Annotated in this window: 24 protein-coding genes; 20 read left to right on the forward strand and 4 right to left on the reverse strand. The window is 69.9% G+C overall.

Translation table 11 applies throughout. From position 1 onward, the window contains the following. Positions 1–150: 150 nt before the first annotated feature. The 9 genes from BN1197_RS02775 to BN1197_RS02815 all read left to right on the forward strand — a co-directional run bounded on the left by BN1197_RS02775 (position 151) and on the right by BN1197_RS02815 (position 13089). The gene (locus BN1197_RS02775; protein ID WP_040156043.1) at positions 151–1692 is read left to right on the forward strand and encodes an acyl-CoA carboxylase subunit beta; all 1542 of its coding nucleotides are present in this window, start codon (positions 151–153) and stop codon (positions 1690–1692) included. Between the two features lie 70 nt (positions 1693–1762). Further along, entirely contained in the window at positions 1763–2110 is a 348-nt protein-coding gene (locus BN1197_RS02780; protein WP_040156046.1) for a hypothetical protein, read from the forward strand. Positions 2111–2173: 63 nt separating this feature from the next. Next, a complete protein-coding gene (locus BN1197_RS02785) occupies positions 2174–2623 on the forward strand; it encodes an acyl-CoA carboxylase biotin carboxyl carrier protein subunit (protein WP_052465905.1) in 450 nt (149 codons plus the stop codon). A 10-nt stretch (positions 2624–2633) separates the two neighbouring features. After that, positions 2634–3839: a sodium ion-translocating decarboxylase subunit beta gene (locus tag BN1197_RS02790; RefSeq protein WP_040156049.1), complete on the forward strand. Its 1206-nt coding sequence runs from the start codon at positions 2634–2636 to the stop codon at positions 3837–3839. A gap of 178 nt (positions 3840–4017) precedes the next feature. Beyond that, on the forward strand, positions 4018–4668 hold the full coding sequence (locus tag BN1197_RS02795) for a class I SAM-dependent methyltransferase (protein WP_040156050.1): 651 nt from the start codon (positions 4018–4020) through the stop codon (positions 4666–4668). A gap of 207 nt (positions 4669–4875) precedes the next feature. Continuing rightward, positions 4876–5511, forward strand: a complete 636-nt coding sequence (locus BN1197_RS02800; protein ID WP_176489700.1) for a TetR/AcrR family transcriptional regulator — start codon at positions 4876–4878, stop codon at positions 5509–5511. 75 nt (positions 5512–5586) lie between these two features. Next, positions 5587–9255, forward strand: a complete 3669-nt coding sequence (locus tag BN1197_RS02805) for an MMPL family transporter (protein WP_040156052.1) — start codon at positions 5587–5589, stop codon at positions 9253–9255. A 239-nt stretch (positions 9256–9494) separates the two neighbouring features. Further along, a complete protein-coding gene (locus BN1197_RS02810) occupies positions 9495–11063 on the forward strand; it encodes a YfcC family protein (protein WP_040156055.1) in 1569 nt (522 codons plus the stop codon). 175 nt (positions 11064–11238) lie between these two features. Continuing rightward, on the forward strand, positions 11239–13089 hold the full coding sequence (locus BN1197_RS02815; RefSeq protein ID WP_082043573.1) for an ABC transporter ATP-binding protein: 1851 nt from the start codon (positions 11239–11241) through the stop codon (positions 13087–13089). 72 nt (positions 13090–13161) lie between these two features. Here BN1197_RS02815 and BN1197_RS02820 read toward each other — a convergent pair whose 3' ends face one another. After that, on the reverse strand, positions 13162–14079 hold the full coding sequence (locus BN1197_RS02820) for a 5,10-methylenetetrahydrofolate reductase (RefSeq protein WP_040156057.1): 918 nt from the start codon (positions 14077–14079) through the stop codon (positions 13162–13164). 172 nt (positions 14080–14251) lie between these two features. Here BN1197_RS02820 and BN1197_RS02825 point away from each other — a divergent pair, with 172 nt between their 5' ends. From BN1197_RS02825 to uriH, 6 genes are all read left to right on the forward strand, one after another. Beyond that, the gene (locus BN1197_RS02825; RefSeq protein ID WP_040156063.1) at positions 14252–14803 is read left to right on the forward strand and encodes a type 1 glutamine amidotransferase domain-containing protein; all 552 of its coding nucleotides are present in this window, start codon (positions 14252–14254) and stop codon (positions 14801–14803) included. Positions 14804–14892: 89 nt separating this feature from the next. After that, positions 14893–15453 carry a transporter substrate-binding domain-containing protein gene (locus tag BN1197_RS02830; protein ID WP_141397188.1) on the forward strand — a complete coding sequence of 187 codons (561 nt, stop codon included), beginning with the start codon at positions 14893–14895 and terminating at the stop codon, positions 15451–15453. Beyond that, positions 15450–16409 (forward strand): cation efflux transmembrane domain-containing protein, encoded by a 960-nt coding sequence (locus tag BN1197_RS02835; protein WP_040156065.1) that lies wholly within the window; start codon positions 15450–15452, stop codon positions 16407–16409. Before BN1197_RS02830 ends, BN1197_RS02835 begins: the two co-directional genes overlap by 4 nt. A 35-nt stretch (positions 16410–16444) precedes the next feature. Next, positions 16445–17008: a DUF2243 domain-containing protein gene (locus BN1197_RS02840; protein ID WP_052465908.1), complete on the forward strand. Its 564-nt coding sequence runs from the start codon at positions 16445–16447 to the stop codon at positions 17006–17008. Between the two features lie 5 nt (positions 17009–17013). After that, a complete protein-coding gene (locus BN1197_RS02845) occupies positions 17014–17868 on the forward strand; it encodes a cytochrome c oxidase assembly protein (protein WP_052465984.1) in 855 nt (284 codons plus the stop codon). Between the two features lie 38 nt (positions 17869–17906). After that, entirely contained in the window at positions 17907–18845 is a 939-nt protein-coding gene (gene uriH, locus BN1197_RS02850; protein ID WP_040156067.1) for a uridine-preferring nucleoside hydrolase UriH, read from the forward strand. A 120-nt stretch (positions 18846–18965) separates the two neighbouring features. Here uriH and BN1197_RS02855 read toward each other — a convergent pair whose 3' ends face one another. Then, positions 18966–20804, reverse strand: coding sequence for a glycoside hydrolase family 15 protein (locus BN1197_RS02855; RefSeq protein WP_261795844.1), 1839 nt, complete (start codon positions 20802–20804; stop codon positions 18966–18968). After that, on the reverse strand, positions 20801–21568 hold the full coding sequence (locus tag BN1197_RS02860) for an SDR family oxidoreductase (RefSeq protein ID WP_040156068.1): 768 nt from the start codon (positions 21566–21568) through the stop codon (positions 20801–20803). The genes BN1197_RS02855 and BN1197_RS02860 overlap by 4 nt, the downstream gene beginning before the upstream one ends. A 197-nt stretch (positions 21569–21765) precedes the next feature. On the opposite strand from BN1197_RS02860, the gene BN1197_RS02865 reads away from it, so the two are divergent. Genes BN1197_RS02865 through BN1197_RS02875 form a run of 3 tightly spaced genes read left to right on the forward strand, consistent with a single transcriptional unit; the run spans position 21766 to position 24322 of the window. Next, positions 21766–22149 (forward strand): DUF6394 family protein, encoded by a 384-nt coding sequence (locus tag BN1197_RS02865; protein ID WP_040156069.1) that lies wholly within the window; start codon positions 21766–21768, stop codon positions 22147–22149. A 5-nt stretch (positions 22150–22154) separates the two neighbouring features. After that, a complete protein-coding gene (locus tag BN1197_RS02870) occupies positions 22155–23903 on the forward strand; it encodes an NAD-binding protein (RefSeq protein ID WP_040156070.1) in 1749 nt (582 codons plus the stop codon). 47 nt (positions 23904–23950) lie between these two features. Continuing rightward, positions 23951–24322: a hypothetical protein gene (locus tag BN1197_RS02875; RefSeq protein ID WP_052465910.1), complete on the forward strand. Its 372-nt coding sequence runs from the start codon at positions 23951–23953 to the stop codon at positions 24320–24322. 44 nt (positions 24323–24366) lie between these two features. On the opposite strand, the gene BN1197_RS02880 is transcribed toward BN1197_RS02875, so the two are convergent. Further along, positions 24367–24744: a VOC family protein gene (locus BN1197_RS02880; protein ID WP_040156071.1), complete on the reverse strand. Its 378-nt coding sequence runs from the start codon at positions 24742–24744 to the stop codon at positions 24367–24369. Between the two features lie 167 nt (positions 24745–24911). Here BN1197_RS02880 and BN1197_RS02885 point away from each other — a divergent pair, with 167 nt between their 5' ends. Next, on the forward strand, positions 24912–25136 hold the full coding sequence (locus BN1197_RS02885; RefSeq protein ID WP_245851799.1) for a hypothetical protein: 225 nt from the start codon (positions 24912–24914) through the stop codon (positions 25134–25136). Between the two features lie 86 nt (positions 25137–25222). Further along, positions 25223–25663 (forward strand): protein-tyrosine phosphatase family protein, encoded by a 441-nt coding sequence (locus BN1197_RS02890; RefSeq protein WP_040156072.1) that lies wholly within the window; start codon positions 25223–25225, stop codon positions 25661–25663. The last annotated feature ends 38 nt before the right edge of the window (positions 25664–25701 follow it).

A 25701-nucleotide genomic window follows, 5' to 3' on the forward strand; every position in this document is an offset into this window, starting at 1 on the left:
TCGCGACACGCCCCGCGGACGGGCCGATGGTCCTTGAGCGCGCCGACCATCGACCCTCGAGCAGTGTTCACACCTACTCTCTTAGGTGGAGGTCACGGTGTTGCGCCGGCGCGCGACGCGTGCCCGATCCACCTCACGAGGGAGACCGCCGTGCCGCAGACCGACCGCGACGAACTGCACCGTCGACGCACCGAGGCCCTGGCCGGAGGTGGCGAGAAGGCACAGGCCAGGCGCCACGAACGGGGCCTGCTCACGGCACGCGAACGACTCGACCGGCTCTTCCAGCCCCGCACCTTTCAGGAGTCCGGCCTCCACGCCCAGCACTCGTGCGAGGAGCTCGCCGGCAAGTCGCTCCCGGCCGACGGCGTCGTCACCGGCACCGGGTACGTCGACGGCGAACTGGTGGCCGCGTTCGCGCAGGACGCCACGGTCGCCGCGGGCACGCTCGGGCGCCGGCACGCGCAGAAGATCGTCGAGCTCATGAACACGGCGATCCGCGTCGGGGCTCCGCTCGTGGCGTTCCAGGAGTCCGGCGGCGCCCGCATCCAGGAGGGCGTCGACGCGCTGTCGGGCTACGGCGAGGTCTTCTACCACAACGTGCTCATGTCGGGTGTCGTGCCGCAGATCGCCGTCATCTGCGGGCCGTGCGCGGGCGGCGCGGCCTACTCCCCCGCGCTCATGGACTTCATCGTCATGACCAGGCAGAACTCCCAGATGTTCATCACCGGGCCCGACGTCATCAAATCGGTGACCGGACGCTCCACCACCCTCGACGAGGTCGGTGGCGCGCAGATGCACGCGAGCGTCAGCGGCAACGTGCACTTCCTCGCCGAGGACGATGACGACGCCGTGCGCATCGTCAAGGAGTTGCTCTCCTACCTGCCCCCGAACAACACCGAGGACCCCCCGCACGACCTCGCCTCGCAACTGCGGCTCGACCGCGACGAGGGCATGAACGACCTCGTCCCCGACGACCCGTCGATGCCGATGGACGTCCGCGCGGTCATCACCCGCCTCGTCGACGACGGCCGCCTGCTCGAGGTACAGGCCGACTTCGCCAAGAACCTCATGGTGGGATTCGCCCGCATCGAGGGCATGGTCGTCGGCATCGTCGCCAACCAGCCCCTGCACCTCGCGGGGGCCCTCGACATCGACGCCTCCGACAAGGGCGCCCGGTTCGTGCGCTTCTGCAACGCCTTCAACATCCCGCTCGTCACCCTCGTCGACGTGCCCGGATTCCTGCCCGGTGTCGAGCAGGAGCGCGGCGGCATCATCCGCCACGGCGCCAAGATGCTCTTCGCCTACGCCTCGGGCACGGTGCCCAAGATCACCGTCATCCTGCGCAAGGCGTACGGCGGCTCCTACCTCGCGATGTGCAGCAAGGAGATGGGCACCGACTACGTCTACGCATGGCCCAACGCCGAGATCGCGGTCATGGGCGGCGCGGGCGCGGCGAACATCCTCTACCGGCGCGAGATCGAGGCGGCCGAGGACGAGGCGGCCAAACGTGCCGAGCTCGTCGAGCGCTACCGCGAGGAGCACGCCACGCCGTACCGCTCCGCGGCGCGCGGGTACATCACCGACGTCATCGACCCCTCCGAGACCCGGGCAGCGCTCGCCCTCAGCCTGCGCAAGACCCTCAACAAGCGTGAGCTGAGGCCCGGCAAGAAGCACGGGAACATCCCGCTGTGAGCAGCACTTCTTCGCCGGATTCCCTCACGAGGGGGCCGGAGCCGACGACTCGGACGACAAGGAGGCACGGATGCTCGAAGTGACCCTGACGGTGGCCGTCATCGTCCTCGTGGTGTCGATGCTCGTCGCCGTCGTCATCAAGGGCCTCGTCGCGCTCCTGGGGCGGCAGGGCGCCGCTGCCTCGGCGTCCGCCGTCGTCCCGGCCGCCCCCGTCGTTCCCGCGGCGCCGACCACCGCGGGCGGTCACCCGCCCGAGCACGTCGCGGCCATCGCCGCCGCGGTCTCGTCGGTGTTCGACGACGGGGTCGTGGTCGTCAACATCGAACCGGTCCGCGGCCCGGGCACCGGCTCGGGCTGGACCTCCGAGGGCCGCGCCGCCCATCACACCTCCCACAACCTGGGCCGATTCCCCCGTTAGACCAACCGTTGGCCGCGGATCCGTCCCGGCCCGAACCCACGCAGGACAAGGAGTGACGTCCCGATGTTGCGACACCTTCGCGTGACCGTCGAAGGACACGCCTACGACGTGACGGTCGAGGACCTCACCGACACGGGCAACACGCTCTACCCCGACAACCGCTCGATGACCCCGACGAACGCCACCGCTCCGGTGACCGCGCCGACTGCGGCGCCCCGTGGCTCCGGTGGCTCCGGCCCCGCGCCGAGCGCTGCCCCCGCGTCCACCCCTTCGGCGTCCGCGTCTGCGGCGGCGGCCGGGGGGTCGGCCGTGCTCGCGCCGATGAGCGGGGTCGTCGTCGAGATCTCCGTCCAACCCGGAGACACAGTCGGCGCCGGCCAGATCGTCGCCGTCATGGAGGCGATGAAACTGAAGAGTCCCATCGTCGTCGACACGGCCGGCACGGTCGCGACCGTCGACGTGGCCGTCGGTGACGCCGTGGAGTCCGGCGCCTCGATCCTCACCCTCTCCTGAGGGGCCCGGCGTGGATCTCTCCGATCTCGGCGGCATCTTCCAGGGCATCGGCACCCTGTTCATGCAGGAGCCGAGCATCGCCTTCGGCCGCCTCGTGCTCATCGTCCTCGGCTTCGGGCTCGTGTACCTCGGCAAGAAGGAGATTCTCGAGCCGCTGCTCATGATCCCGATGGGCCTCGGGATGTCGGCGGTCAACGCGGGCGTACTCGTCCTCAACACGGGCCGCACGGGGACACTGTTCGTGGATCCGCTCGTCAAGGACCCGAACGACGTCGTCAACGTGTTGCAGATCAACTGGCTGCAACCCATCTACACGTTCATGTTCAGCAACGGCCTCATTGCCTGCCTGGTGTTCATGGGCATCGGTGTGCTGCTCGACGTCGGCTACGTCATGGCCCGCCCGTTCCAGAGCATGATCATCGCGTTGTTCGCCGAGGCCGGCACGTTCGTCGTGTACCCCCTCGCCCTGTGGCTCGGCATGTCGCCGGGACAGGCGGCCTCGGTGTCGACGATCGGTGGCGCCGACGGACCGATGGTGCTCTTCACCTCGCTCATCCTCTCCCCAGACCTCTTCGTGCCCATCACGGTCGTCGGCTACCTCTACCTCGGCCTCGCCTACGGCGCCTTCCCCTACCTCGTGCGCGCCCTCGTTCCCGCGCGACTGCGGGGACTGCCGATGCCGGCCGGGCCCCAGACGCGGATCACCTCGGGGCAGAAGCTCGCGTTCGCGGTCGTCGTCTCCACCCTGTTGTGTCTGCTGTTCCCAGTGGCGGCACCGCTGTTCCTGTCGCTGTTCGTGGGCGTGGCCGTGCGCGAGGCGGGCATCGTGCAGTTCCAGGAGTTGTTCAGCAAGGTCTTCCTCTACGGCGCGACGTTCTTCCTCGGACTCACCCTCGGCGTGCTCTGTGAGGCGGGCACCCTGCTCGACCCGGTCGTCCTCAAGCTGCTCCTGCTCGGCATGCTCGCGCTGACGATCTCGGCCGTCGGCGGCATCATCGGCGGGTACGTCATGTATTTCGCGACGGGCGGCAAGGTCAACCCCGTCGTCGGCATCGCCGGTGTGAGTTGCGTGCCCACCACCGCCAAGGTCGCCCAGAAGATCGCCGGTCACGAGAACCCGGCGGCGATCGTCATGCCGCAGGCCCTCGGCGCCAACATCAGCGGCGTCATCACCTCCGCGATCATCGCCGGCACGTTCGTCGCGCTCCTGCGCTGATCCGGGCTCGCCACCCGCACCGGAGGCAAGACACCCCCCACGACGTCGACGTGGCAGATGGGATGGCAGCCAGAGTGGGGTCCCGACCCCCTCGCCGCTGCCATCCCATCTTCCATCTCGGCGAGGCGGGGCTCGGATCCGGGCCACCGCGTGGCAGCTCGGTTGCCAGACTGGCGGCATGGAGCAGGACGAACTCATGGTGCGCCGGGCCTACGACGAGGTCGCCGATTCCTACGCCGACGTCTTCCGCACGACCGAGGGCGAACAGCCGATCGAGCTCGCGATGATCCGGCATTTCGTCCAGCACCTGCCCGTCACGGACCCGGAATCGCCACGGGTGCTCGATGCCGGGTGCGGAGCCGGACGCATGCTGCCCCTGCTCGCCGGCCTCGGCTGTGACGTCGAGGGCATCGATCTCTCACCGGAGATGATCCGGCGGGCGCGGATCGACCATCCTCGGTTCACGACCGACGTGGCCTCGATCACCGACCTCCCTTTCGCCGACGCGTCGTTCGACGGGGTCTTCTCCTGGTACTCCACGATCCACGGCGACGATGCCGCCCTCGCGCTCGCGGTGAGCGAGTTCCATCGGGTGCTGCGGCCCAGCGGCCTCGTCCTGGTGGCCTTCCAGGCCGGCGACGAAGTGTGCGATGTCGCACCCGCCTATCGCGCACACGGTCACGAGATCGTGCTCCTTCGATGGCAACGCACCCCCGATCGCGTAGGGGCCGCTCTCGACTCGGCCGGTTTCACCGAGCACGCCCGTCTCGATCGAGCTCCCGTCGGGCACGAACGCGATCGCCAGGGGGTCATCGTGGCGAAGAGGTGACGGGCAGGGTGAGCAGTGGCGGCGCGAGCACCTCCCCCGGCCGCAACGTGGAAGATGGGATGGCGGCAGAACCGGGGTGATCACCCCCTCGACGCTGCCATCCCATCTTCCATCTCGGGGAGGCGGGAACGCGCCCAGTCGACGCGCCGCACCCTGCACGGCGTGCAGATTTGCACTGTGTGCACGATCGCGCCTACCGTCTTCCTCGTGACTCTCGTGACCGGTCGCCGCGAGGCGAACAAGATGCGCACGCGCACGGCCCTCCTCGATGCCGTCTACGAGCTGCTCGACGCCGAGGGGCCGGACGCCGTCACCGCCGAACGGCTCGCCGAGGCCGCGGGCATCTCGCGGCGCACGTTCTTCAACTACTTCGAATCCGTGGACGCGCTGGTCGCCTCCGGGACCGACGACATCCTCGACTGCGTGCGCAGGGCTCTGTCCGCCCGCCCCGGCGACGAGCCGGTGCTCGACGCGGCGTACGCCGTGATCTCCGAACTGTTCACCGTCGAGTTCCTCGCCGAGGCCACCCGCGCCTGGCGGGCGATCGACCGGCACCCGGGTGCGCGCCGGTTCGCGCTCGAGGCGAGCGTCGGGCACACGACGCGCCTCGCGCAGGATCTCGCGCAGCGCCACATCGATCCCGAGAACCGCGACCCGCTGCGGTCCGCGGTGCTCACCGCCATCCTCCTCACGGCGTTCGACGAGGCACGCCGCGCCTGGCTCGACCATCACGACGGCCCGGTGGACGACGAGGCACTGGGCGCCCTGCTCGAACAGGTGCGACGCGCCTTCGACATCGTCCGTCCCGTCTTCGACGGCCCCGCACCTCACGACCTGGGCTGAGGCCCGCCTCTGTTCGAGCCCGGCCGCTCACCGTTCGCGCGCCCGGCTCCCGACCTCCGCACGAGGAGCTCATACATGTCCGTCTTCCTCTACCGCCTGGGGCGGTTCGCCGCCCGGCGCGCCTGGATCGTCGTCGCCACCTGGGCGTTGATCCTCGGCATCGTCGGTGGCGGCGCCGCGACGCTTCAGAAACCCTTCACCAAGGAACTGACCATCCCCGGCACCGAGTTCCAGCAGGTGCTCGACGACCTCGACCGCTCCCTGCCCGACGCCGCGGGCGGTCGCGCCGGAGTGGTGTTCTCCACCGTCGACGGCACGCCGTTCACGCCGGAGCAGAAGAAGGCGGTCGCAGCGGTGACCGCGTCGTGGGACGGCATCGACGGCGTCGACGAGGCGACGGACCCGTTCGCCACCCAGCACGACCTCGACGAGGGGCGCCGCAAGCTCGCCGACGGCCGCACGAAGCTGGCGGACGGTGAGAAGGAGATCCGAGAGAACACCGACAAACTCGCCGAAGGCAAGGAGAAGCTCGCCGACGGCCGTCAGAAGATCGACGAGAACGCGGCAAAGCTCGCCGAGGGCGAGTCCAAGCTCACCGAGGGCGAGCAGAAGCTCGCGGACGGACGCCGGGAGATCGCGCGGAACGAGGCCAGGCTCGACGCCGCGCGAGCCGAACTCGACGCCGGCCAGCGCAAGATCGACGAAGGCCGCCCGCAGTTGGCCGCCGGCCGCGAGAAGCTGCGCGCCGGGCAGGCCGAGCTCGAGGCCAATCGGGCCAAGATCGCCGAGGGCGAACGGCAGCTCGCACAGGCCCGCGCCAAGGTCGAGGCCGGTGAGGCCCAGCTCGCGCCGGCCGAGAAGAAGCTCGCCGACGGGCGGCGCCGGCTCGCCGCGGGCAAGGCCGAACTCGCCGACGGACGCCGCGAGCTCGAGGCAGGCAAGAACAAGGTGGCCGACGGCCGCCGGCAGCTCGACGCGGGCCGGCAGAAGATCAGCGCGGGTCGCGCGCAGCTCCCCGCCGGCCAGCAGCGCATCGACGGCGGGCGTGCCCAACTCGAGCAGAGCCGCGCCCAGGCCGATGCCCTCGCTCGAGAGCTCGGCGACGACGATCCCCAGGTGGTCGAGGCACGCCGTCAGGTGGAGGCGAAGGAGGCCGAGCTCAGCGCGGCTCAGCGCCGACTCGACGGCCAGAAGGCCGAACTCCAGGCCGCGGAGCAGGCGCTTCCCCGGCGAGAGGCCGAACTCGACGCCGCGGCCAAGAAGCTCGCCGCGAAGGAGTCGGAGCTCGAGGCCGGCGAGACGCAGATCCAGGAGCAGGAGGCCGCGCTCCGCGCCGGCGAGAAGCAACTCGCGGAGAAGTCGGCGCCCCTGGTCCAGGCACGCAGGACGCTCGACGAGAAGACGGCCGAGCTGCAGGCCGGCAAGCGCAAGCTCGCCGAGGGACAGCGTCAGCTCGACGCGGGCCGTGCCACGTTGAACCAGAAGGCGGCCGAGCTCGAGACCGGTCAGCGCAAGATCGACGCCGGTCGCGCGAAGCTCGCCGACGGGCAACGCAAGTTGGAGGCGGGCAAGGCCGAGCTCGCGCGCGGGCAGGCGGAGATCGCGAAGAACCGGACCAGGCTCAACGCGGGCAAGGAGCAACTCGCCCAGGGCCGCATCGACATCGAGCGGGCCGCGAAGCAGTTGCGCTCGGGTGAGGCGAAGCTCGCCGACGCCCGCACGACCATCGCGGACAAGAAGGTCGAGTTGCGCCGCGGCGAACGTCGTCTCGCGCTCATCGACGGGCTGCGCGCCGTCAACACCCGCGGCGACGTCGCGATGTCGAGCGTGTCGTTCGACGTGCCCATCAACGAGGTCACCCCCGAGACCAAGGCGCAACTCCCCCAGCGCGCGAGCGACCTCGCGGCCGAGGGCGTCCAGGTCGACTACTCCAAGGACATCGCCGACAACCTCGAGATCGGCGGCATCTCCGAGGTCATCGGTCTGCTCATCGCCGCCGTCATCCTGTTCGTCATGCTCGGCTCGCTGCTCGCCTCCGGGCTCCCGCTGCTCATCGCGCTCATCGGCGTCGGCACGGGCATCCTCTCGGTGCTCGCGCTGACCCACTGGGTGGAGATGAGCGACATCACCCCGGCGCTCGCGATCATGCTCGGCCTCGCCGTCGGTATCGACTACGCCCTGTTCATCGTCCACCGCCACCGAGAGAACCTCGCCCAGGGCGAGACCGACGTCGAGGAGTCGATCGGCCGCGCCACCGGTACCGCCGGCAGCGCCGTGCTCTTCGCGGGCGCCACGGTGGTCGTCGCCCTCGCGGCCCTGACGCTCGTGGACATCCCGTTCCTCGGGATCATGGGCCTGGCCGCCGCCGGTACGGTCACCGCCGCCGTCCTCGTCGCGCTGACGTTGACGCCGGCACTGCTCAAGCTCATCGGCATGCGGGTCCTCTCCCCCAGGGCGCGCCGGTCGATGGCGGCCGCCCGCGAGCGCGAGGAGGCCGAGGCCGCGACCGAGGACGCCGAGGAACGCCGGGCCGAGGAGAGCGGCGGCCACGCCCACGTGCGCGGCCACGGCTGGGGTGGCCTCGTCACGAATCATCCCGTGCTCGCCGGCATCGCGGGCACCCTGCTGCTCCTGCTCATCGCGATTCCCGCAGCGAGCCTCAAGCTGGGTCTGCCCGACGCGTCGCAGGATCCGCAGGACTCGACCTCGTACCGGTCGTACATGAAGATCGAGGAGGGCTTCGGCCCGGGCCAGAACGCCGCGATCCTCGCCGTCGCGAAGGTGCCGGCGAAGGAGGCCTCGAACCTCACCGAGAACCAGCTCACCGACCTCGAACTCGACGTCGCCGAGCAGCTCAAGGCACACGACGACGTCGCGTACGTCATCCCCGCGGCAAGCAGCGAGGACAAGCAGACCCTCGTCTTCCAGATCGTGCCCGAGGGCGGGCCGAACGACGACTCCACCCAGCAACTCATCCACGAGCTGCGCGACGACCGGTCGGCGATCATCGACTCCACCGTCGTCGACTCCGTCGGGTTCGCCGGGCAGACCGTGGCGAACATCGACATGTCGGAGCTGCTCGCCAAGGCGCTGCCGACCTACCTCGCGGTCGTCGTCGGGATCTCGATCGTGCTGCTGCTGCTCGTGTTCCGCTCGATCGTCGTGCCGTTGCTCGCCACCGGCGGGTTCCTGCTCTCGGTCGCGGCCTCGCTCGGTGCCGTCGTCGCGGCGTACCAGTGGGGTTGGGGCGGAGCCCTGTTCGGTGTCGAGGCGCCGGGGGTGATCCTCAGCTTCCTGCCCACGCTCGTCATCGGCATCCTCTTCGGGCTGGCGATGGACTATCAGATGTTCCTCGTCTCCGGCATGCGCGAGGCGTGGGCCGGCGGTCACACCGCCCGCACCGCGGTGCGCACCGGCTTCTCGCACGGAGCCAAGGTCGTCACGGCGGCGGCGCTCATCATGACCGGCGTGTTCTCGAGCTTCATGCACTCGCCGACGACGATGATCCGCCCGATCGGCTTCGCCCTGGCCGCGGGTGTGCTGTTCGACGCGTTCGTCGTGCGGATGACCCTCATGCCCTCGGTGATGCACCTGCTCGGCGAGAAGGCCTGGTACCTGCCCAGGTGGCTCGACCGCGTCCTGCCCGACCTCGACGTCGAGGGCACCCGACTCATCGCGCAGCGGGAGGCCGCGGACGAGGGGGCCGAGAACCCGGAATCCGGCCCGGCACCGGCAGCGGCCTGACTCCCGACGTGGCAGATGGGATGGCAGCCGAACGGGGGTCCTGACCCCCTGATGGCCGCCATCCCATCGTCCTTCTTCGGGGGCGGGGAGACCGTTCACCCCCGTGTTCCGGATGTCAGACGGAACATCGTGGGGCCGGCCCGAGCAGCCGAGCGACCAGGGTCGACCGTGGCTACGATCGACGAAGGCGGGCGACGCCGGTCACCCGTCCGGGGCGATCAGGGCAGGAGCGACGAGCCATGTCGACGGACGCAGCACACACCTCCGACCGCACTCGGCGCCGCCGCAGCTTCAGCGTCCCGTCGGCGTTCACCATCCTCTTCGTGCTGACGATCCTCGCGGTGTTCGCGACGTGGGTCGTGCCCGCCGGGGCCTACTCCAAGCTCGTGTACGAGGGTGGGCAGCTCAGCCTCACCCAGCCCGACGGCAGCGCAAAGTCGCTGCCCGCCACCCAGCAGAGCCTGGAGCAGCTCGGGGTGCAGATCGACATCTCGAAGTTCACCTCGGGCGCCATCAACAAGCCGGTCTCGGTGCCGGGGACGTACGAGCGGCTCGCGCAGAACCCGGCCGGGATCTCCGACATCACGACGAGCATGGTGCAGGGCACGATCGAGGCGGCCGACATCATCGTGTTCATCCTCGTGCTCGGCGGCCTGATCGGGGTGGTCAAGGCCACCGGGGCGTTCGAGTCGGGGCTGGTGGCGCTGACGAAGAAGACCAAGGGTCACGAGTTCCTCCTCGTCCTCGTCGTGTCCGTGCTCATGGTGCTCGGCGGCACGACGTGCGGTCTGGAGGAGGAGGCGGTCGCCTTCTATCCCATCCTCGTGCCGATCTTCATCGCGATGGGGTACGACTCCATCGTCTGCGTCGGCGCGATCTTCCTCGCCGGATCGATGGGTACCGCGTTCTCGACCATCAACCCGTTCTCGGTGGTCATCGCCTCGAACGCGGCCGGCACGTCGTTCACCGAGGGGCTCGCGTGGCGCGTCGGCGGTTGCATCGTGGGCGGCATCGTCGTCATCGCCTACCTGTACTGGTACAGCGCCAAGGTGCGGGCGAACCCGGAGTTCTCGTACGCCTACGAGGACCGGGAGACCTTCGCCCGGCAGTGGGCCGTCTCCCCGGGAGACGCGACGGCCGAGGAGGTCGGCTTCACCTGGCAGAAGAAGGTCGTGCTCGTCCTCTTCGTGGCCGCGTTCCCGATCATGGTGTGGGGCGTGATGTCGCAGGGCTGGTGGTTCCCCGAGATGGCCGCCTCGTTCCTCGCGATCGCCATCGTCGTGATGTTCCTCGCCGCCACCGGGCGGAGCCGCCTGAGCGAGAAGGAGCTCGTCGACGCGTTCTCCGAAGGCGCCGCCAGCCTGGTCGCCGTCTCCCTCATCATCGGTCTCGCCCGCGGCATCAACCTCGTCATGAACCAGGGCCTGATCTCCGACACGCTGCTCGACTCGGCCTCCCACCTCGTGGCCGGCATGAGCGGCCCCCTGTTCATCCTCATGATGCTGGCGATCTTCTTCGTCCTCGGCTTCGTCGTGCCGTCGTCCTCGGGCCTGGCCGTGCTCTCGATGCCGATCCTCGCGCCGCTCGCCGACACCGTCGGCCTCGAGCGCTGGATCATCGTCTGCGCCTACCAGTGGGGGCAGTACGCGATGCTCTACCTCGCCCCGACCGGGCTCGTCATGGCGACGCTGCAGATGCTCGACATGAAGTACTCGCACTGGCTGCGGTTCGTGTGGCCGATGGTCGTTTTCCTGCTCGTGTTCGGCGGAATCCTGCTCGTCGCACAGGTTCTCGTCTACGGGGCGTGAGCCGGGGCGCCACCACCCGGTGGTGAGCGGGGCGGGCGTGCCGGGCCGTGCGCGACTACGACGCGGGGAATGAGTGGGGGGTCGCAGGCCGTTCAACTCCTGGGCCGCGTCCGTGCTGCCCCTCCCGCGCGGACGCGGCTCCGCACGCCGTTCCCACTCGCCCCGAGGTGACCGTATGACGCAACACGCCGATCGCCACAGCACTGCGACACGGGTCGACGACGACCCGGGCGAGGGCCTGTTCGGTTCTCTGGTCTCGATCGTGCGGTTCACCGGCGAGCTGCGGCAGTACTACGTCGCGGTCATCGTGTGCGCGCTGCTCACCGCCGCGGCCGGGCTCGCGACCCCGTTCCTCGTGGGACGCGCCACCGACCTCATCGTCGGCGCGGTGAACTCCGGCCAGAGCGCGGGGGCGGTGCCGATGCTCGCCCTGCTCGCGGGCGCGATCCTCGTCACCGAACTCATCTCGACCGTCGTGCAGAACCTCGGCGGCTGGGCCGGTGACGTGCTCTCCAACCGTCTGCGCGCGATCCTCTCGACGCGCTACCTCGACAAGCTGCTCAGGCTGCCGCAGCAGTGGTTCGACGAGGAGTTGACCGGCACGATCATCGCGCGGCTCAACCGCTCGATCGCCGAGATCTCCCAGTTCGTCAAGTCGATGTCGAACACGTTCTTCGCGATGCTCCTGCAGACGATCGCCGTGCTCGTCATCAGCGCGATCTACTACTGGCCGCTCGCGGTCATGCTCGCCGTCGTCTTTCCGGTGTACGTGTGGCTCACGGGCCTGACGTCCCGCAAGTGGCAGCGGCTCGAGGCCGACAAGAACAGCCACATCGACTCCGCGGGCGGGCGGTTCGCCGAGGTCATCGGCCAGATCCGCGTCGTGCGTTCGTTCGTGCGTGAGCGCCACGAACTCGAGACGTTCACCGACCACTTCGATCGCACCGATGCGACGACCCGCGAGCAGTCGCGGTACTGGCACACGATGGACGTCATCCGCCGCGGCGTGCTCAACGTCGTGTTCGCGGGAATGTACTTCCTCATCTTCTGGCGCACCCTGCAGGGCGGGTTCACCGTGGGTGAGATGGTGCTGCTCATCCAGCTCGTCACCATGGCCCGCACGCCGGTGGAGATGATGAGCTGGGTGCTCGACACGGCCCAGCGTGCCGTCGCCGGGTCGCGCGACTACTTCCGTGTCATGCGCGCCACCGAGGTCTACGCGCCCGCCCGCATGCCTGAACTGCCGGCGCGCCCGAAGGATGCGCCGGTGCTCGAGTTCGAGGACGTCCGGTTCGGCTACGGCGACGGCCCCGACGTGCTGCGGGACGTGACGTTCGACGTGCGCCGCGGCGAACGCGTCGCGCTCGTCAGCGAATCCGGCGGAGGCAAGACGACGCTGGTCAACTTGCTGCTCGGGCTCTACCCGCTGCGCTCGGGCCACATCCGTCTCGACGGCGTCGACATCGCGACCATGCCGCCGGAGGAGTTGCGCCGCCGTGTCTCCATCGTCTTCCAGGATCCGTCGCTGTTCTCCGACACCGTCGGCGAGAACATCCGCTACGGCTACCCCTCGGCCTCCGAGGACGACGTGGAGCTCGCCGCCGAACGCGCCAATGCCGGCGACTTCATCGAGGGACTCGACGGGGGCTTCGACGCCCTCATCGGTGAGCGGGGGCTCAAGCTCTCCGGGGGCCAGAAGCAGCGGATCTCCGTGGCCCGGGCCATGCTCAAGGACGCCTCGATCCTCGTGCTCGACGAGGCGACGAGCGCCCTCGACACCCGCTCCGAACGCGCGGTTCAGGAGGGTCTGGAGGCCCTGATGAAGGGCCGCACTTCCCTCGTCATCGCCCACCGCCTCTCGACGATCGCGAACGTCGACCGCATCGTCACTCTCAAGAAGGGCGTGGTCGACGAGATCGGCACCCCGGCCGAGCTTGCGCGAACCGGGGGCGTCTACGGCGAGCTGCTCGCCCTCCAGCGCCGGGGCGAGGACTCCTACCTCAACGCCTACCAGACGGCACAGTGAAGCTGGCCGCAGAAGGCACGCAGAGAGCGAAGAACACGAAGGAGCGGGCAGGCGGACGGCCGTCCGCCGAGGTCAGCGACGCATCTCGAACGCGAGCTGGCGGGCGACGTGGGCCGCGGCGTCGATCTCGGCGCGGCGGGTGGAGACGCTCTCGACGTTGAACCCGACCGGCACCCCGAGGTAGCGGCAGAACGCTCGCAGCTCGCGCGCGGTCTCCAAAGCGTGGACGACCGACTGGCCGAGCGGATCGGGGGTGTGCTTGAGCTCGTTCTGCACCCACTGCGGCACATCGACGCCGAGCCAGCCGAGGAACTTCAGCGTCTTGATCGATCCGCACAGCGAGAGGGTGAACACGAGGCGGGCGGGCTCCATGCCCCGGGCGCGGCACGAGTAGGCGTAGTCCGAGGCGAGGTTCTTCGCGGCGGTCACGTCGTACACCACCTGGGAGACGAAGAAGCTGACGCCGGCCTCCTGCTTGGCGATGAGGCGCTTGTGCTCGTCGCCGCGGCCGGTGTGCCGCTCCGGGATCATCACGGCGCCGAGCGGAACGTCGGGACGCTCGGCGCGGCAGAGGGCCTGGGCGTCCGGCAGGGAGACCGCCGTGATCCGTTCCGACGACGGCGCGCCGACGAACACCGTCGGCTGCCCCTGCGGCACCGATCCGAGCCACGACGTGAGCTGGCCCTCGTCGTACTTCGAGATGCTGCGGTAGACGATCGCCGGGACCGTGAGCTCGGTGAGGTGCTCTCGGCGGAACACCGCCGGATCCATCGTCTCGAGATAGGGAAAGGGACGCTCCTCGTCGGTGCGTTCGCTCTCGTCGTCGAGGTCGTAGAGCACGAGGCCGTCGATGTCGAGACCGGCGAGGCGGTGGAGCATCGCGGCGGCGATCTCACCGGCGCGTTCCTCGCTCACCGTCACTCGGGGCGGGGTCATGCCGAACAGCAGCAGGACGTCACGGTCGGCGAGGGAGGCAGCGAAGTCGGGCACGACCGAAGGTTACGTGGGCGCCTGTTCGTGACGGCCGGCCCCCTCTCGCGCCCGCCGCTCACCGACGTCGGCCCATGTGTCGAACTCGGACGAAACGGGTAAGGCAGAGACGAAACCGATCGATGCACATCAGATGCGTCGACGTGTACCCGCAACGGAAAGGAGCCCTCACATGGCCACCGACATCACCGGTACCAAGATCGCGTTCCTCCTCACCAACGGCGTCGAGCAGCCCGAGCTCACCCAGCCGTGGGACGAGGTGAAGAAGGCGGGCGGAACGCCTGTCCTCGTGTCTCCGGAATCCGGCTCGATCACCGCGATGAAGGGCGACTGGGACCACGCCGACTCCTTCGACGTCGACGTCGAGGTCAAGAACGCCAAGCCCGACGACTACGACGCCCTCGTGGTTCCCGGCGGCACGGTCAACGCCGACACCCTGCGCACCGACGAGGACGCCCAGGCGTTCGTCACGGCGTTCTTCGAGGCCGGCAAGCCCGTCGCCTCCATCTGCCACGGGCCGTGGATCCTCATCGACGCGGGCGAGGCCAAGGGACGCAAGATGACGTCCTACACCTCCATCGCGATCGACCTGAAGAACGCGGGCGCCGAGTGGGTCGACGAGGAGGTCGTCGTCGACGGCAACCTCGTGACCAGCCGCAACCCGGGCGATCTCGACGCGTTCAGCGCCAAGCTCCTCGAGCAGGTCGCGGCCGCGAAGCAGTAGGCTCTCGGTTCGATCACGGTGCGGCACGGCGCGATTCGGCGGCGTGCCGCACCGGTCTTTCCCGTCGGTCTCCTCGCAGGAGCGTGGTCATGCGGTTCACCCCGCCCACCCGGGCGCTCACCGTCCTCGGCCTGTGTGCCGTGCTGCTCGCCGGATGTTCGCTTCCGTCGATTCCCTCCGATCCCGACGGGACGCTGGAGCGGGTGCGCAGCGAGCGCGTGCTTCGTGCCGGCGCGTCTCCCAACGCGCCGCTCGTCCTCGCCGAGGCCGGCGGGCCGCCCACGGGGCCGGAGGTCGAGCTCGTCGAAGGCTTCGCCCAGAGCGTCGGAGCGCGGGTCGAATGGGTCGTCGGCGGCGAATCCGAGCTCGTCGGGCGCATGGAGGACGGCGAGATCGACGTCCTCGCCGGCGGATTGCTCAAGGACTCCCCCTGGGAGAAGCGCGTCACCCTGACCCGCCCCTACGGCAAGGCGGAGGCCGACGACGGAACCACGCGCGCCCACGTTCTCGCGACGCCGATGGGTGAGAACGCGTTGCTCACCGAGCTCGAGCGGTATCTCGACGAGCACGGGAGCGAGCACGGCAGCGAGCATGGCGGCGCGCAGAACGGCGCCGCTGCCGGCGGTGAGCACGCGGGGGTGAGCTCGTGACGAGCTTCGGCGACACCGGCCTGCCCGACGAACAACAGCACGCGCTGCGCAAGGCGATCCGTCTCGAGGTCGTCGGCCTCGTCTACCTCACGTCCTGCGTCATCGTCGTCGCCGCCGTCATGGGCAGCTCGCAGGCGATGAAGGTCGCGTGGGTCGAGGACATGCTCTCGCTCATCCCGCCGATCGCGTTCATCCTCGCGGCCCGGTACACGCGGCGCAGGCCCACGAGCGAGCACCCGTACGGATTCCATCGCGCGGTCGGCTCGGCCCACCTCGCGGCCGCGGTCGCGTTGTTGACGATGGGCATCTTCCTCATCGTCGACTCCGCCTCTGGTCTCATCGCGGCCGAACATCCGCCCATCGGCACGATGCACCTCTTCGGACACACCGTCTGGGCCGGCTGGGTGATGATCGCCGCGATGGTCTACACGGGCATCGGGCCCGTCATCCTCGGCCACCTCAAGATGCCGCTCTCGGAGAAGCTGCACGACAAGGTGCTCTACGCCGACTCCGACATGAACAAGGCCGACTGGGCCACCGCGCTCGGCGCGATCCTCGGCATCCTCGGCATCGGGATCGGATGGTGGTGGGCCGACGCCGTGGCCGCCCTCGCGATCGCGATCACAGTCGTCCACGACGGCGTCACCCAGATCCGCAACGCGACACGCGGTCTCATGGACGGTCGCGCTCGTCGGTTCGACGACTCGGCTCCCCATCCGCTCATCGGTGAGGTCGAGAGGCTCGTGGCGAGCCAGGCCTGGGTCGCGGACTGCGGCGTGCGCATCCGCGACGAGGGCCACCTCTTCCACACCGAGATCTTCTTCGTGCCCCGCGGACCGATGCCGCCGGTGAGCGAACTCCACCGACTTCGTCGCGCCGTCGACGACCTCGACTGGAAGCTCCACGACGTCGTCATCGCCCCCGTCGAGACACTCCCTCCCCACCTGCGCGATTGACGTCGATCGCGTTTCGCTCAGTGAAAGGACCGGCCATGACCACCGAGCCCGACACACGACGACAGCCCGCTCGATCCATCACCCTGCCCGGCATCCTCCTCGGCCTCGGCCTCGGCGGATTCGTCGACGGCATCCTCTTCCACCAGATCCTTCAGCTTCACCACATGCTCTCCAGCGCCGACACCGCCAACATCGACATCGGCTCGTATCCGGTGACGTCGGTTCACGGCCTGCAGATCAACACGCTGTGGGACGGGTTCTTCCACACGTTCACGTGGCTGTGCGTCCTCTCGGGCCTCGGCCTCCTCTACGCTCGCGTGACGAGTTCGCGCGGGCGGGTGTGGGCCTCCCGCACCCTGTGGGGATGGATCCTCGCCGGCTGGGGCATCTTCAACCTCGTCGAGGGCGTCGTCGACCATCACGTCCTCGGGATCCACCACGTCGTCAGCGGGCCGTATCAGACGGTCGCGGACATCACCTTCCTCGTCGCCGGTGCGCTGCTCGTGGCGGCGGGCTGGGCGTTGCAGCGCTCGGGACGCGCGGTCGATCTCTGCGAAACGGCGGACGGGGCCACCGTCTCCGGCGCCCGCCGTGGGTGATCGTCGTGCTTCTCGCGCACGGACCGCACGATCACGCCGCCACGAGCGGCGGGCTGCCGCTGGGGGCGTTCTCACTGGCCCTCATCGCGGTCGTCGGCGTCGCCTACGTCGTCGCAGCGATGCGACGCTCCCGCGAACCTCGTGGGTGGAGCCCGTGGCGCACCGCGTCGTTCGTCCTCGGGCTGGCCGTGCTCGCCGCGGGGGTCGTACCTCTCTCACCCTTCCCTGCCGGGAGCTTTCCCGAGCACATGTATCAACACATGGTGATCGGAATGTACGCCCCGCTCGGCCTCGTGCTCGGCGCGCCGGTCACGCTCCTGCTGCGTTCGACACCGCGTTCGTTCGGGCGCGGGGTGATGCGGTTCCTCCGGCTGCCGCCGGTGCGGTTCGTCGCGAACCCCGTCACCGCGCTCGTCCTCGACATCGGCACGCTGTGGCTGCTCTACCTCACGCCACTCTTCACCCTCATGACGAGTCACGTGGCGCTGCACCACCTCGTGCACGTCCACTTCTTCGCCGCGGGGTACCTCTTCGCCTACGTCATCGCCGGCCCCGATCCGGCGCCGAGACGCCCGAGCGTGCCCGCCCGGCTCGTCGTCCTCGGCGTCGCGATCGTCGGCCACGCCGTCCTCGCGCAGCTCATCTACGCCGGCCTGTTCGCCGACCTGCCGGTGCCCGCCGGCGAGCGTCGGGCCGGCGGAGACCTCATGTACTTCAGCGGTGACATCGCCGAGCTCCTCCTCGCCCTCGCGATGGTGAGCACCTGGCGGCCCGAGCGACGCGCGTCCCGGGCGCTCGGCGATCCCCCGGATACCGTGGCCGTCGTCCCCGCCCGGACGCGATCGGATTCCGGGCGATGACGACCGCCCCGAGACCCCACCCCACCGCAGGAGTCACCGTGCCGCGCAAGATCGTTCTCGATTGCGACCCCGGCCTCGACGATGCCGTCGCGATGCTGCTCGCCCACGGCAGCCCCGAGATCGACCTGCTCGCGGTGACGACGATCGGCGGCAATCAGACGCTCGAGAAGGTGACCCGCAACGCGCTCTCGATCGCGACGCTCGCGGGCATCACCGCACCCGTGGCCGCGGGCTGTGCGCGGCCGCTCGTGCAGCCGGTGCAGGTGGCGGGCCATGTGCACGGCGACTCCGGGCTCGGCGGAGTGACACCGCCCGAACCGACGCTGCGGCTCGACCCCCGTCACGCCGTCGACGTCATCGTCGAGACCGTCATGGCGCACCCGCCGGGTGAGGTGACGCTCGTGCCGGTCGGGCCGCTGACGAACATCGCGCTGGCCGTGCGGCGGGAGCCACGGATCGTCGAGCGCGTGGCCGAGGTCGTGCTCATGGGTGGCGCCTGCCACATGGGCAACCAGTCGGCGGTCGCCGAGTTCAACATCGCGTGCGACCCCGAGGCGGCCGATGTCGTGTTCTCCGCCGGGTGGCCTCTGACGATGGTCGGCCTCGACCTCACCTACCAGGCCCGAGCGACCGACGAGGTCTTCGCCCGCATCGGCGAGATCGGCGGCCCGGTCGGCGAGTTCGTGCTCGGGATGCTCGGCTTCTACCGCGACGCCTACCGCCGCAACCGCGGGCTCGACAGCCCTCCCCTGCACGACCCGTGCGCCGTCGCCTACGTCATCGACCGTGCGGTCATGTCCACCCGCCGCGTGCCCGTCGCGATCGAGCTCACCGGCACCCTGACCCGCGGCATGACGGTCGCGGACTTCCGCTTTCCGCCGCCCGAGGACTGTCCCACCCAGGTCGGTGTCACGCTCGACGCCGAGCGGCTGTGGGATCTCGTTCTCGACGCTCTCGCGCGAGTCGCGTCCGACTGAGCGAACGCGACGCCCACGGACGCGTGATCCACACACGCCACCGCCGTGGCCGACGCCGTCCTCGGGCGACGTCCGTGCCACGCCCCGACCAACCGGGGTGGACTCGTACCTCAGGGCCCGTCAGCGGAGAACGGGATCGGTTCTCTCCGGTCGCCCCGCGAGTTCGACGGCGGCGTCGATCAGCGCGAGGTGGCTGAACGCCTGCGGCATGTTGCCGAGGAAGCGGCGCGCCTTCGGGTCGTACTCCTCCGACAGCAGCCCGACCTCGTTGCGGAGCCCGACGAGCCGATCCATGAGCGCGAACGCGTCGTCGCGACGACCGAGCAGAGCGTAGGCGCGCACGAGCCAGAACGAGCAGGCGAGGAACGGGCTCTCGTCGCCGGCCAGGCCGTCGACCCCGGACGCCGTGCGGTAGCGCAGTACGAATCCGTCGCGCAGCAGGTCACGCTCGATGCGTTCGACGGTCTTGATGTAGCGCGGGTCGTCGGCCTCGACGAACCCCGTGGTCGCGAGGAGCAGCAGCGACGCGTCGACCTCGTCGGTCTCGTCGTGCTGACGAAAATGCCCGTCGGGGGCGACGCCGCGGGTGAGCACGTCTTCGCGCACGGCGTCGCGCACCTCGCGCCACCGCTCGACCGACGCCTCGAGGCCGTGGGTCTCCACCCCGCGGATCGCCCGGTCGAGCGCGACCCACACCATCGCCCGGCTGTGCGTGAACCGCCGTGCGGGGCCGCGGATCTCCCACAACCCGTTGTCGGGCCGGTCCCATGTGTCGGCGAGATGGTCGACGAGCGCGACCTGCAGCGCCCACGAGTCCTCCGATTCGGCGAGGCCGTGCTCACGCGCCATCTGCAGCGCGGCCATCACCTCGCCGAGCACGTCGAGCTGCCGCTGGTCGGACGCCGCGTTGCCGAGGAGCACGGGCCGCGAGCCGGCGTAGCCGGGCAGATGGTCGAGGACGCGTTCGGTGAGATCGCGGCGTCCGTCGACGCCGTACATGATCTGCATCCGGCTCGGGTCACCCGCGACGGCCCGCAGGAGCCAGTCCCGCCAGGTCGCCGCCTCGTGGCGATACCCGCAGGTGAGGAACGCCTCGAGCGTGAGGGAGGCGTCGCGCAGCCAGCAGTAGCGGTAATCCCAGTTGCGCGGTCCGCCGAGTTGCTCGGGCAGGCCCATCGTCGCGGCGGCGACGATGCCGCCGGTGTCGCGGTCGGTGAGCCCGCGCAGCACGGCGAGGGACGTGCGCACCGCCTCGGCGTAGCGCCCGCGGTAGCGCGCGTGCGTGGTCCACGCGTGGTAGTTCGCGAGAGTCGTCGCCCGGGCCCGGGCGACGTCGAACGGCGGGGGTGGTGGGAGGTGCGAGGGCCACCACGACATGACGAACGTGGCGACCTCCCCCTCACGCACCGCGAACTCGTCGACGTGCGACAGTCCGTGCGGATGCGGCAGCCGGGGCCCGCGGAGCCCGACCGCGTTCGGGCCGGCGGTGGCGACGAGCATCTCGTCGGAGCCGAGGTCGCTGTGGTCGGGGATCCGGTGGATCCACGGTCGTGCATCGCCGTAACCGAACCGCAGGATCCACTCGTGCCGCATGAGGACCTCGCCCGACAGGCCGACGATCCGGCGCACGATGTGCGTGGCGTCCCCGGTCGTCGGCATGAAGTCCTCGACGGCAACCCGGCCGTCGGCCGTCTCGTGCTCGGCGCGCAGGACGAGTGTCCCCGCCTCGTACGAGCGGGTCGTCGTCGCCGGTTCGACCGTGCCGAGGAGCCACCGCCCGTTCTCGGGCGTGCCGAGCAGCGCCGCGAAGCACGCCTCGGAGTCGAACCGCGGCAGGCACAGCCAGTCGAGGGAACCCGCCGAGCTGACGAGTGCCGCCGTGCGCATGTCACCGAGCATGGCGTAGTCCTCGATGGGGGCGGGGCACGGCCGGTCCGCCGGCTCGTCGCGCCCGGTCACAGACCCACGCTGCCCTGCATGATCCCGCCGTCGACGACGACGGTCGTCGCCGTGATGTACGAGGCGGCCTCGGACGAGACGAACGCGACGACATCGCCGATCTGCTGCGGGGAGGCGACGGTGCCGAGCGGGATGGCGCCGGTGAGCGTCCTGCGCTGCTCGGGATCGTTCATCGTCGCCGTGTTGATCGGGGTGTCGACGGCGCCCGGCGCGACGTTGACGACGCGGATTCCCTTGGGTCCCAGCTCGACTCCCGCCGTGCGGGTGAGCATTCGGATACCCCCCTTGGCGACGCAGTACGCCGTGTTGCCGGGCATGGGCCAGTCCTCGTGCACCGAGGAGACGTTGACGATCACCCCGCCGCCGCCCTGGTCGACGAACTGCCGCGCCGCGACCTGGGCCCCGAAGTACGACGCGGCGAGGTCGACCGCCATGACCTTCTCGAAGTCCTCGCGCGTCGTCTCGAGCAGGCTTCGACGCGTCTCGATACCGGCGTTGTTCACCCATACGTCGAGCCGCCCGAAGTTCTCGACGGCGGCTGCGCGCAACGCCTCCAACCCGGCGTCGCACGTGATGTCGGCATCGACGGCGACGACCCGGCCACCCGTCTCCGCAACCTGCCGTTCGATGGCGGCGTTCGCCTCGGGGTGGGCGACGTAGTCCATGACGACGTTCGCGCCCGCTCGTCCGAAGGCCTCGACGATCGCGGCTCCGATCCCGGTGTTGCCCCCGGTGACGACGACGCTCTGCGGTGTCCGGTCCATGACGGTCCTCCCTCGCTCGGTGCGAAACGCTCGATGCGGCTGCGTCGACGAACCCGATGCTCGGCATCAGCCCACCGATGTGGCGCCCACTGGCGGCGTCCGTGGCCACACTAGGGCCGCCCCGACCACCCGGCAGGTCGAGGCGCGGTGCGCCCGGATCCCCGAGCGAGGGGAACGGTCGGGCTAGCCTGACGTGCATGAATCTCGAGAAGGTCGTCTTCTCCTTCGTCGTGCTGCTGGCCGCGACGCTCAACTTCGGCTTCTTCCTCGGCGACATCGCCGACCCGCGGGTGCACAGCCCGTGGGAGCTCTACGCCGCGGTCGTCGTCAACATCATCGCGCTGGTGCTGAAGTTCGGAGACCGCACGCAGATCGGGGCGATCCACCTCGCGACCTCGCTCGTCGCCGTGCTGCAACTCGTGTCCGCCGCCTCTTTCCTGACGTACTGGCAGTCGCAGGAGGGCGAGATCAGCGTGCGCGCGATCTCGACCGTCGTCTCGCTCTCGGGTGGCGCGCTGCTCGCCAACCTCGTGTCGATCGCGCTGCTCGTCATCGAGACCATCTCGTTCCAGCGTCGCTGACGCACATGGCCAACCCGCTCCTGCTCCTTCTCAACGACTCGGCGACGCGACGGCGGCGGCGCCGGTTGCCCGTGCCGGTCCCGAGCGAGATGCCGTCGACCGACGCGATCTTCGTCATGTTGCGGCGGCTGCGCATGCCGCTCACCGTGCTCGTCGTCATCCTCACGATCTCGGTCATCGGGCTCACCCTCATCCCGAACGCCGACGGCACCCATCTCAGCCCCTTCGATGCCCTGTACTTCATGACGTACACGGCCGCGACCATCGGCTACACCGAGATCGTCGATTTCACGACTCCCCAACGCATGTGGGTGACGTTCTGCATCTACCTCTCGGTCGTCGGGTGGGCGTACGCGATCGGCACCTCGCTCAACCTGCTGCAGAACGCGACGGTGCGCGAGGCGTTCGCCACCCACCGCTTCGCCGCCGGGGTGAAGCGCATTCGCGAGGAGTTCGTCATCGTCGTCGGGTACGGCAAGGCGGGCCGTCAGGTGGTTCTCGAGCTCGACGCTCACGGGCGGCGCGTCGTCGTCATCGACAAGGACGAGGACGCGATCGACCGCCTCGGCACCGAGAGCCTTTTCGCCGACGTCCCGGGCCTCGCGGCCAACGGCGCGATCTCCGGCGTCCTCGGGCTCGCCGGCATGGGTAGTGCCAACTGCGCCGCCGTCCTGGCGCTGACCGACAACGACGACGACAACCTCGCCATCGTCATGGCCGGCTCACTGCTGCGCCCCGACGTGCCGGTCATCGCCCGGTGCGACGACCGCCTCACCGCCGACCGCATGCGGGAGTTCGACGCCGGAGCCGTGATCCAACCCTCCGACAAGTTCGGCGAGTATCTCATCCTCGCGATGGAACGCCCGTCGACCTACCGGCTCATCACCTCGCTCATGTCGGACGACAACTCCAAGGACCCGCAGCGGCCCCCCGTTCCCGCCGACGGACGCTGGGTCGTGGTCGGTGACAACGAGTTCGCCCGCGAGGTCGCAGCCGATCTGCAGCAGGAGAGCCTGCCGGTCGACATCGTCGAGCCCCGCACGGAACACCCCGACGTCGAGGAGGCCGTCGGGTTCATCGCGGGCACCGAGAACGACACCCTCAACCTCGCGCTCGCCGAACAGGCACGAAGAGACGACGACGACCTCTTCATCGCCGTCCGCCAGAGCACCCACTCGCACCGCGCGCTGCTGCAGGCGTTGCAGATCGACGCGGTCTTCTCCCCCACCGACCTCGTCGCCAACGAGGCACTCGCGCGGGTGGTCACTCCCGTGATGTGGCAGTTCGTCGAGCACGCCCTGGCCCAGGACGACGAGTGGTCGCACCGGCTGCTCCAACGCATCGTCGAGCACTGCGGCGAGACCACCCCCGAGCGTCGCCTCATCCGCCTGGACCGGCGCGACGCTCCGGCGGCGGATCGCTGGATGCAACACTCCCCGCTCGTCGTCGGCGACCTCGACCGCCACCCCGACGACCGGGACGACTCGCTGCGGCTCACGACGCTGCTCATCATCCGCGACGACGACGCGATCTACGCCCCCGACGACGACGCCGCGCTGCGGCGCGGCGACCGGGTGCTCATCGCGGGCACCCGGCAGTCGCTGGACGAGCTCTTCCAGACCCTCGACTACGACTCCGTCGTCGAGTACGTCGCCACCGGCCACCAGGTGCCCGACGGCTGGCTCTGGCGGCGCCTCACCCGCGCCCGCGCGCGCAGCGACGTGCACGCCGAGCGGCGCCGCGCCTCGGGTTGACGCCGCGCTCGAGCTCACCTCGCGTCGCGGACGTGGCAGGGTCGGGCATGGACGCCGAGTCCACCGAGCCGTACGGGCAGGGAGGCGGGATGGGCCGAGCAGAGGCAGTGGCGCGCATCGAGGCGCTCGCGGAACGCTACGACGACGACCCGGGAATCACGCGCGGCACGATGTTCCGGAGTCCGGGCCTTGCCGTGAGCGGACGCATCTTCGCGTTCGCGGGCTCCGGCGGGCGGATCATCGTCAAGTTGCCTCGCGAGCGTGGCGGCGCGCTCGTCGAGGCCGGTGACGCCGAGCCGGTGACCATGGGGACGCGCACGATGCGCGAATGGTTCGCGATCACGCCCTCGGTGGGCGACGCGTCGCTGGGCGAGATCGCCGACGAGGCGAGCGGATTCGTCTCCGGCCTCGACGGCTGACGCTGCGGATCGCTCCGGCGCCTCAGGTCACTCCGGGCCCCGGATCACTCCGGTACCGAGACGAGGCAGAACGGGTGCCCTTCGGGGTCGGCGTAGACGCGCCAGGCCTTCGGTCCAGGATTGATGACGTCGTCCAGGGGACGCGCTCCTGCCTCCTCGACCCGCGCGCAGGCGGCCTCGAAATCGTCGACGAGCAGGTCGAGGTGGGCGTGTTGCTCGCCGGTGCGGCCGGGCCACGGCGGCGGCTCGTACCCCGCGACCTCGTGAAAGGACAAGCGACCGACTGGCTCCCACGCCAGCGTGAGCCAGTCTGGGTCGCCGGTCGGCGGATCGAGATCGAGGATGTCGCGCCAGAACTCCACGAGCGAGGCGGGATCGGCGCATTCGAACACGAGCTGGGTCAGCGTTCCCACGGCAGCCATGGGACACACGCTATGCGCAACCCGTACAGCGCACGCCAGGACGGGCACATGGGGTCCTGCGCGACGCCGGACTCCTTGCTGCGGCCGCCGCGCGTCCCGCGGCCACCTTCGGTGGCGACGATGTCTACCCGGACGTCCTCACCAAGGCGGCTGCCCTCACTCTGTCGTTGGTCGGAAACCACGGCAACAAGCGCCTCGGCCTGGCCGGACTCATCGCCTTTCTCGGGATGAACGGCGCTCGCCTGACTGCAGGCAACGACGAGGCCTACCACCTCATCATGAGCGTCGCCGAGGAAAGGGTCACTACCGTGGAGCAGTTCACGGACCGCCTGGACGGCCTCGTCACGACGCCCTCGCCGCCTGCGCCCCTCACACCCCCTCGCGACTCCTGAACTCCACCCTCGTGAGTCCTCATTGCCGTGTCGGGCCCCTCAGATCCCTGGGGTCCCGCCGCCCTCTGAGGGGTGACACTGGACCGGTGGGCGAATGGGACGAGACCGTGCCAGGAGTCGTGGCCCTTCCCGACGGCCGTCGTATCCGGGGTACCGGCATGCGTCGACGACGCGGGGGCGTGGCGACGCCGGAGTTCGCCGTCTACCTACTCGCCTCCGACCCGGAGGTCGAAGGGTGGACGTACCGATGGATCGCCTGGCCGGACTTTCGTTGCCCCCGCTCGACGCGGGACGCCGTCGCCGCACTCCGTGAGGCCCACGCCCGAGCGGCGGACGAGCGCGTCGAGATCGCCTGCGGCGGCGGCGTGGGACGCACCGGCACCGCGCTCGCTGCCCTCGCCGTTCTCAGCGGCGTCCCTCCGCAGGATGCCGTCGCGTGGGTGCGGCAGCACTATCACCGTCGGGCCGTCGAGACCCCCTGGCAACGGCGATGGGTCGAGACGACGCGGTTCTGCGGCGGCGCCTGAACCGGCGCCACCGCAGACCGAGCATGCCGACGCGCGCG

The sequence above is a fragment of the Mobilicoccus massiliensis genome, from assembly GCF_000826525.2.
GTDB classification, from domain to species: Bacteria; Actinomycetota; Actinomycetes; order Actinomycetales; family Dermatophilaceae; genus Mobilicoccus; species Mobilicoccus massiliensis.

Bases quoted from the DNA above. Each gene is read 5' to 3' on its own strand.
- BN1197_RS02780 (WP_040156046.1), top strand. From the start codon at position 1,763: ATGCTCGAAGTGACCCTGACGGTGGCCGTCATCGTCCTCGTGGTGTCG.
- BN1197_RS02785 (WP_052465905.1), top strand. From the start codon at position 2,174: ATGTTGCGACACCTTCGCGTGACCGTCGAAGGACACGCCTACGACGTG.
- BN1197_RS02795 (WP_040156050.1), top strand. From the start codon at position 4,018: ATGGAGCAGGACGAACTCATGGTGCGCCGGGCCTACGACGAGGTCGCC.
- BN1197_RS02805 (WP_040156052.1), top strand. From the start codon at position 5,587: ATGTCCGTCTTCCTCTACCGCCTGGGGCGGTTCGCCGCCCGGCGCGCC.
- BN1197_RS02810 (WP_040156055.1), top strand. From the start codon at position 9,495: ATGTCGACGGACGCAGCACACACCTCCGACCGCACTCGGCGCCGCCGC.
- BN1197_RS02815 (WP_082043573.1), top strand. From the start codon at position 11,239: ATGACGCAACACGCCGATCGCCACAGCACTGCGACACGGGTCGACGAC.
- BN1197_RS02825 (WP_040156063.1), top strand. From the start codon at position 14,252: ATGGCCACCGACATCACCGGTACCAAGATCGCGTTCCTCCTCACCAAC.
- BN1197_RS02830 (WP_141397188.1), top strand. From the start codon at position 14,893: ATGCGGTTCACCCCGCCCACCCGGGCGCTCACCGTCCTCGGCCTGTGT.
- BN1197_RS02840 (WP_052465908.1), top strand. From the start codon at position 16,445: ATGACCACCGAGCCCGACACACGACGACAGCCCGCTCGATCCATCACC.
- BN1197_RS02860 (WP_040156068.1), bottom strand. From the start codon at position 21,568: ATGGACCGGACACCGCAGAGCGTCGTCGTCACCGGGGGCAACACCGGG.
- BN1197_RS02865 (WP_040156069.1), top strand. From the start codon at position 21,766: ATGAATCTCGAGAAGGTCGTCTTCTCCTTCGTCGTGCTGCTGGCCGCG.
- BN1197_RS02870 (WP_040156070.1), top strand. From the start codon at position 22,155: ATGGCCAACCCGCTCCTGCTCCTTCTCAACGACTCGGCGACGCGACGG.
- BN1197_RS02875 (WP_052465910.1), top strand. From the start codon at position 23,951: ATGGACGCCGAGTCCACCGAGCCGTACGGGCAGGGAGGCGGGATGGGC.
- BN1197_RS02880 (WP_040156071.1), bottom strand. From the start codon at position 24,744: ATGGCTGCCGTGGGAACGCTGACCCAGCTCGTGTTCGAATGCGCCGAT.